This window comes from Yoonia sp. R2-816 (assembly GCF_046762905.1).
Classification (GTDB): Bacteria; Pseudomonadota; Alphaproteobacteria; order Rhodobacterales; family Rhodobacteraceae; genus Yoonia.
Genome location: NZ_JBKQXN010000012.1, coordinates 1 through 4,913, shown reverse-complemented (window position 1 = coordinate 4,913; position 4,913 = coordinate 1). Strand labels below are relative to the sequence as shown.

The following is a 4,913-nucleotide window of genomic DNA, read 5'->3' as shown; positions in this document are numbered from 1 at the left end:
GAACCTTCAAATACAATTCCACGGTGAATATCCCCATGCCCTCCCATCAAATGAAAGGGCAAAAGTGGCCGACTTTTACGCCGCCCGCGACAACACAACGCCGCCGCTACCGTGGCCGAGTATTGCTCCGCCGATTACATTTGCACGGAAAAGTGGTTCATCTTCGCCGAGATACAGACGGTTGGTCTCACCACCTGGTTGCAGAAAAAAATCAGCGATTGTTATCGTTTCGCCATTAGCGAGTTGAACGATCAGATCATCACCTTGTCGCGCGTAGGAGGCGACATCTTCCGGAGCTACGTTCAATGAGACGTTAGATGCAACGTTGTCCGGCAAATCTATTGCGTTAACATTGTTACTCTGCGTGACAACATTTGAGTCTTGGTTCCGTACGCGAATATCAACCATTTATTCTCTCTCCCTGAACGGCTTCGTCCGAGCCAAATTCTGATTTTCGAAGATGGTGTTAGTGTGTAGGAGCTTGAGCGTCCCACACTCACCAAAGCTGGCACGCGTCAAAAAATCTTAGACAGCTGTGCAGCTGCATGATGATCTCATTGTGCAAAACGAACACTATCCCACAACCTACACGTATAGTTGAGCGATACGCTACAGCATACAACTATTGTGCGCAACACTTTCTAGTTGTTGTTAAATTCGCTGCAAGGCAGAGAGGTCATAGTTGCTGCCGTACCATTATAGATGTCCCGCACTGATAGTGTAGTTATCAAAAGGATTGAGTCAGCTTTGATCAATACCAAGGAATTGTAACGCCAATTGTGCAGAGTAAGTTTGAATTACTGAAACCGCCGCTATCTGGGCCGTATTAGAAATAAGAATCCCTAATCGACCCAGTTGACCTCTGTCCATTTTTAACTGCTGCAAAGCTCCGCGCTGGCGAACTGCAACGCAGAGTGTTGTGGTGCGGTTTAATGACCCATGTGAGCCGCTCGTAACAAGCCCAGGGTCGGCTTTCTGTGGGAACGCAATTATTTGTGCGAAGTGCAGCATCTGGACTTACCGGCTTAGCACCGAAAACCGCCGCATGAGAGACATCCACCCGATTTGGAATGGCGAACGGCAGGACCGTTCGCCAAGATGGCTCAGATATCGATGAGCTCTGCAATGCTCAGAGCATCTTCCAGTTCGACACCAAGGTAACGAACAGTGCTGTCAACCTTGGTATGGCCGAGCAGCAATTGGACTGCGCGGAGGTTGCCGGTCTTTCGATAAATCTCCGCTGCCTTTGTTCGGCGGAGCGAATGAGTGCCGTACCCGCTCGGTTCTAGGCCAATCGCAGTCACCCAGTCACGAACGAGCCGTCCATACTGGCGCGTTGAGATGTGTGGACGGTCATGGAATCGGCTGGGGAATATGAACCGACGCGCAAACATCTCAGGCGATTTAACCCAATCCAAGACGGTTTCACGAGTGTTTTCGGTCAGTTCGAATTGGACTGGTCGCTTGGTCGTGCTCTGCATCACTGAAACGCGTTCCCGAACGCGGTCATCCTTCACCAGGTCAGATACGGCAAGTTTGACAAGATCACAGCCACGCAGCTTGCTGTCGATGGCGACGTTGAACAAAGCCAGATCGCGTAGATAGCCCGCCAGTTCGAGCCGTGCCCGAATCGCCCAGACCTGTTTTGGCAGCAAAGGTCGTTTTTGACCGATGATCCGCCCCTTGTTCCAGGCTCTACGTCTTGGGGTGGTTGCAGGGAGTTGAACTCTTGGCATGATATGCCCTCCGATCCACCCTCCAAACCCAACCGCCAGCACCGCGCCGGCAGTGGGATTTTAACACCCTCGCTAACGGCAGTTTTTCAAAGCCGACGGACAGGAGCGGTGCTGCGTATTGCACATTCGGGGCGCGGATCGCGAGAATGAAGTGTTCAGACAGCGACCACTCGTCGTCGCTCATTAGATCTCGGGGCAAACTGGTCTCCATAGCAGATGCCAGCTTGAATCACGGTACGGCCCCAATGTGAATCCTTTTTGTCAACACGCCCTAGTTGTATATCGGGAGGCTGGGCTAGCGCCCGGATGTCCACTCTGAGCAAAAGCTTTTTGTTTTTTGCACCGACAAGGAACGATCGATCTCCGCCCGTGCTTTTTGTCGCTGCTGACGCAAAGCCTGCAATGCAGCCATTCGATCTAAGAGGGACGACGGCAGGTCGGTCCCGCGACCTGTGAATTGCCCAGTCGATCATCGCTGCGCGCCGCTCGAATGGCCGGTTTTTCAGCCGCGGTGCCGCGACCAAAACAAAGCGCTTGCAGCAACTTTCACGCTGCGTGCACACGCAGCAAGAAAAGAAGGCTTCCGCTATGGGCTCGCTGCCGACATCTGACGGTTTTGGTCGGATTACTGGTGGCAGCCCGAACCGGACATTCGATTTTGGACAGCGCTGGCAGGTCGCGGACTTTGCTGCCGTTCGTCCCAATGATTTGAATGACCGCTCATAGTTCACTGTAGTCAAGCATCTTCGGCTGAGCGCGCCGTTAGCCATGTCACGACATTGACGACCGTCTCATTGTTTTTCGTGGTTCGCGGCGCGAGGACATAGAAGTCCTTTCCGCCCGTGTCCCAAGCTGCGCCGACCTCGACCAAGCGCCCGGCTTCAAGGTCATTAGCCACCAGAAACCGGTTTACCAGGGCCACGCCTTGCCCGGCGATGGCTGCATCGACTGCAAGAGACGTTTGGCTCAAACGAAGGTGGCGAGGAGACTGGTCCTGCGCACCCAAATGCGCAAGATAGCTGGCCCAATGATCATGCGTGTCATGGACCTTCGGCTGTTTGGCTAGAGTTTCTGGATCAAGAGGAATATCACCCTTGTCTGCAAACTTTGGCGCTGCGACAGCGATGAGCGATTGCTTGAACATGAGCGTTACGTCCAGCGATGCGCCAAATGGCGGCGACCCCTGGCGCACTGCGAGGTCTATCCCGTCGCTGTGGAAGCTGGAAACTCTTTCGGTCGCCATAATCCGCAAATCGATATCCGGGTGCGCTGCGGTGAAGTCCGGTAGGTTGGGGATCAGCCATTTTGCAGCAAAGGTCGGTGTGACACTGATAAGAACTTTATTCGGCTCTGGTTTCAGTTCGGCAGTTGCGGCTCGAAGGTCTGCGAACACTCCGGCAATTCGGTTGTGATAGCTGCGCCCGACTGGCGTAAAAGCCAAGCCTTTCGGCACCCGTTCAAACAAGACGACATCAAGATTCGCTTCGAGCTGGCGCACCTGTTGCGCAACGGCCCCTTGCGTAACGCCCAATTCATCGGCGGCTGAGCGGAAGCTGAGGCGGCGACCGGCTGCATCGAACGCACGCAAACTGTTGAGTGGGGGAAGTTCGGTCATTCTGCAATAGTAATTCTACTGTCATACAACATCAATTCTGAATCGAATTTCATCAAAAAAGTGATCATGTATGGCTCAGCCAAGAAAGGATGCTCGATATGACAGTAGAAAAAGTAGCTTTGATCACGGCAGGCGGCAGCGGCATGGGCGCGGATGCAGCCCGCAAATTGGCAGAAGATGGGTTCAAAGTCGGCATCCTGTCCTCGTCCGGCAAGGGTGAGGCGCTCGGCGGAGAACTCGGCGGCTTTGACGTGACTGGCTCTAACCTTGATGGAGAAGCGCTGAGCGCTCTGGTCGAGGGTGCGAAGGATCGTTGGGGCCGTATCGATGTCTTGGTGAACTCTGCTGGCCACGGACCGAAAGGACCGGTTCTCGAAATCAGCGACGACGATTGGCATCAAGGGATGGAAGTCTACCTGATGAACGTGATCCGTCCGACAAGGCTTGTCACACCCACAATGCAGGCGCAGGGCAGCGGGGCGATCATCAACATCTCAACCTTTGCGGCATTTGAACCTGACCCTTTTTTCCCAACGTCGGGGGTCTTCCGGGCCGGGCTTGCTGCATTCACGAAGCTTTATTCGGATAAATATGCGTCCGAGAACATTCGAATGAACAACGTCCTTCCGGGATTCATAGACAGTTTGCCCGAAACCGAAGACCGCAAATCGCGTATTCCCATGGGGCGCTACGGTTTCGCTTCGGAGGTGTCTTCTCTCATTTCGTGGCTCGCCTCGAATGATGGTGGCTACATGACAGGACAAAACCTGCGTCTCGACGGAGGATTGACACGTGCAGTCTGATACCTTGGCGCTCGCATCACCGCGCGAGCGCCTTGTCTTCGCGGTCAAGTGGGGCGCATCCGCAGTACAGATCATGGGATACACCGCGACCGGGTTCGGCTGGACACCATGGAACCTCTACCTGTTTCTTGTCGGAGTCGTGGGTTGGTTCGCCGTCGGCGCTCTATGGAATGACAAGGCGCTCATGCTGGTCCACCTTGTCGCGCTAGGCGCAATGATTGCAGGTATGGCAAGCGGCTGACACAAAAGAGCGGCCATTCGGACGCTGTGCAGCATTGGTCAGATTTAGGCTCAGCGCCGACATCTGACAGATTTGGTCGGGTGACCGGAGGCAGCCCGGACCGGCCATTCGATCTCCGGGAAGGATTGGCCGGTCCGCGGGAAAAACGGACTTACGCTGTAATTGCGCGAGTGTCCGCTTTCGTATGTTATTCCGAAGGGCACTCCAAACCGATTAAGGTTTGTGGTACTCCCTAAGAAATGAATTCTCCAATCAATCTTTCCCATGCATTGTCTCATGTCCGTTGGATCGGAGGCGGAAGCGGAGCAGGCAAATCAACGGTTACACGTAGATTGGCCAAAGCACATGACGCGGTGATCTACGACACTGACGCAGTCATGAGCGATCATTCATCTCGCTGCTCAAGTCATAAGTGTCCGCAACTCGCCAATTTCATGCGAATGACAATGAATGAAAGATGGGTCGCCCGGTCACCCAATGAGATGCTCAAAACCTTCCATTGGTTTGAGGGCGAAGGG

5 protein-coding genes are annotated in these 4,913 nt (G+C 54.0%); 2 read left to right on the top strand and 3 right to left on the bottom strand.

What is annotated here, in order from left to right:
• Positions 1-75: 75 nt before the first annotated feature.
• The 3 genes from ACFWW2_RS00090 to ACFWW2_RS00080 all read right to left on the bottom strand — a co-directional run bounded on the left by ACFWW2_RS00090 (position 76) and on the right by ACFWW2_RS00080 (position 3,351).
• Positions 76-408 (bottom strand): BapA/Bap/LapF family prefix-like domain-containing protein, encoded by a 333-nt coding sequence (locus ACFWW2_RS00090; RefSeq protein ID WP_393925327.1) that lies wholly within the window; start codon positions 406-408, stop codon positions 76-78.
• Positions 409-1,103: 695 nt separating this feature from the next.
• Complete coding sequence (locus tag ACFWW2_RS00085; protein WP_393925329.1) at positions 1,104-1,736, bottom strand: tyrosine-type recombinase/integrase; 633 nt, start codon at positions 1,734-1,736, stop codon at positions 1,104-1,106.
• A gap of 736 nt (positions 1,737-2,472) precedes the next feature.
• A complete protein-coding gene (locus ACFWW2_RS00080) occupies positions 2,473-3,351 on the bottom strand; it encodes a LysR substrate-binding domain-containing protein (protein WP_393925326.1) in 879 nt (292 codons plus the stop codon).
• A gap of 98 nt (positions 3,352-3,449) precedes the next feature.
• Between ACFWW2_RS00080 and ACFWW2_RS00075 the strand changes: the two genes are divergently transcribed.
• Positions 3,450-4,154, top strand: a complete 705-nt coding sequence (locus tag ACFWW2_RS00075; RefSeq protein WP_393925328.1) for an SDR family oxidoreductase — start codon at positions 3,450-3,452, stop codon at positions 4,152-4,154.
• Positions 4,144-4,395 carry a DUF6552 family protein gene (locus tag ACFWW2_RS00070; protein ID WP_393925325.1) on the top strand — a complete coding sequence of 84 codons (252 nt, stop codon included), beginning with the start codon at positions 4,144-4,146 and terminating at the stop codon, positions 4,393-4,395. Before ACFWW2_RS00075 ends, ACFWW2_RS00070 begins: the two co-directional genes overlap by 11 nt.
• The last annotated feature ends 518 nt before the right edge of the window (positions 4,396-4,913 follow it).